We start from the raw sequence: 1,762 nt of genomic DNA, 5'->3' as shown, positions 1-1,762 counted from the left end.
TTTGGTATACAACCCTGGCATCACTTACTCATTAACCAAATTACTCAATAGTGCCCTGAATAGCAACAAAGAATGATGATTTCACGAACTCATTTCTCTCGCAGTAAACAATACCCCTGGAGTTAGCTTTAATAACGAACAATCTTGGCAAAAAACATTCAATTGAAAATTAAAACGCATCTTATTGAATTTACTCTTCTAATCCAGATCTGCTGGCTATTCCACTGAGATATCAACAAGAATTTCCTTTCTTTTTAAGCTATGATAGCCATTTTTTACAGGGGAGTATAAAATTATGCCTTTAGTAAAAGAGGTCATTGATGCATTTACAGAAGGTTTTCAATATCTAGATGATAACAACCAACGAAAAAATCGTTGGTATGAATTTTGTTATAAGGCCTTGTTTGCCGAAGAACAACTCACTGTCGCTCTAGAAGACGCAGCCAAAACATGTAAGAGAGAGTTAGGAGCTCTGCGTTCTACACTAGGAAACGAGGATTTTGCTGCGAATAAAACCGCTTTTTTTGCTATTCTTGCCAAGACTCTCAAAACAGTACAAGTTAAACGTTTTGTTGCGGCCTCGGTGAAAACAGAGACTTTCCAGTCAGGTAATGAATTCATTCTTGAGCGGAGTCTAGTACCTAAAAAGGCAAGTTTATTTGAAGAGCAATTAACCGCCGGTCTTAGCAACATTAAAACCAAATTCCCTGAACTACTCGCTGAAATGGATACAGCCACTCAGAAAATAGCTGCAAGCGGGCAAAAATCTCTTTTATTCTTTCATGAGAACAGAAAAACTATTAATGGCCGGGTATCTTCTTCAGAAACCCGTCATGTCTTCGAACTTCAAACTTCATACATGAATGCTGACGCCCGAGAACAGTACGCTGATCAAACAATTAGCACTCTAAAATTCTAGAACCGTTGACTTGTAGCTCGTCTTTTACGAGCTACCTCTTAAAATCACCATTAAAGAAACGATAAAAATAGTATATCCTTAGGGACATCCTATTAATTCTTTTCTAATCTATTTTTGCAATCAACCTTATAAAAGCCAGATTCCGCGATTTAAAGCTCTCTTTTTTATACTAAACTAGTATAGAAACCTCTTAAAAGGAGTTTACTATGCACGAATCATTACATACTCTATTTTTGGCGCAAGCCGTTGGGCTTTACTTAGTAATTATTGCCATTATTATGTTAGCTCGTGCTAGGTATTATCAAGACTTGTTAACTCACGTCAAAGTAGGAAGTTCTGCCATTGTCGTAGCAGCTAGTCTGGGGTTAATTCTTGGTATCCTGCTTGTCCTGGTACATAATCTCTGGATTTGGGAATCAGAAGTATTAATTACTATTTTTGCCTGGTGCTTGTTAATTAAATCGGTATTCTGGCTATCTTTCCCAGAACTTATGGTGAACCTAACCCATAAAGTGTATTCGGGATGGGGATATTATGCCGTTGCAATCATAGCAGGGATTATTGGTATTGTCCTGCTGGCGCATGGCTTCTATCTCTTTCAAGAACATGCTTAATAATGTCCTCCAGGATCGTAAGCCCTAATATAACCGGATTAGGTTTCACTAATCTGGTTATATTGATTTTAATTCATCGAGTTAGAGTTTTTATGTTTCATTACCAAATAACCTGCTGTCCCCCAAGACAAGCCCCCCTAATGCAAATAAAGAAAATTTTGTCAATAAACTCCATGATTCCTGACATTTTAAAGCAGTTTTGGAATATTCATTAAACTTCATTTTTTGA

2 protein-coding genes are annotated in these 1,762 nt (G+C 37.0%); both read left to right on the top strand.

The features are described 5' to 3' along the window. The first annotated feature begins 295 nt into the window (after positions 1–295). A complete protein-coding gene (locus BN58_RS09540; protein ID WP_019216620.1) occupies positions 296–919 on the top strand; it encodes a hypothetical protein in 624 nt (207 codons plus the stop codon). 206 nt (positions 920–1,125) lie between these two features. Then, positions 1,126–1,533: a hypothetical protein gene (locus BN58_RS09535; protein WP_019216619.1), complete on the top strand. Its 408-nt coding sequence runs from the start codon at positions 1,126–1,128 to the stop codon at positions 1,531–1,533. Positions 1,534–1,762 lie beyond the last annotated feature (229 nt).

The sequence above is a fragment of the Legionella tunisiensis genome (assembly GCF_000308315.1).
GTDB classification, from domain to species: Bacteria; Pseudomonadota; Gammaproteobacteria; order Legionellales; family Legionellaceae; genus Tatlockia; species Tatlockia tunisiensis.
This window is presented reverse-complemented; position numbering and strand designations above follow the sequence as displayed.

Bases quoted from the DNA above. Each gene is read 5' to 3' on its own strand.
- BN58_RS09540 (WP_019216620.1), top strand. From the start codon at position 296: ATGCCTTTAGTAAAAGAGGTCATTGATGCATTTACAGAAGGTTTTCAA.
- BN58_RS09535 (WP_019216619.1), top strand. From the start codon at position 1,126: ATGCACGAATCATTACATACTCTATTTTTGGCGCAAGCCGTTGGGCTT.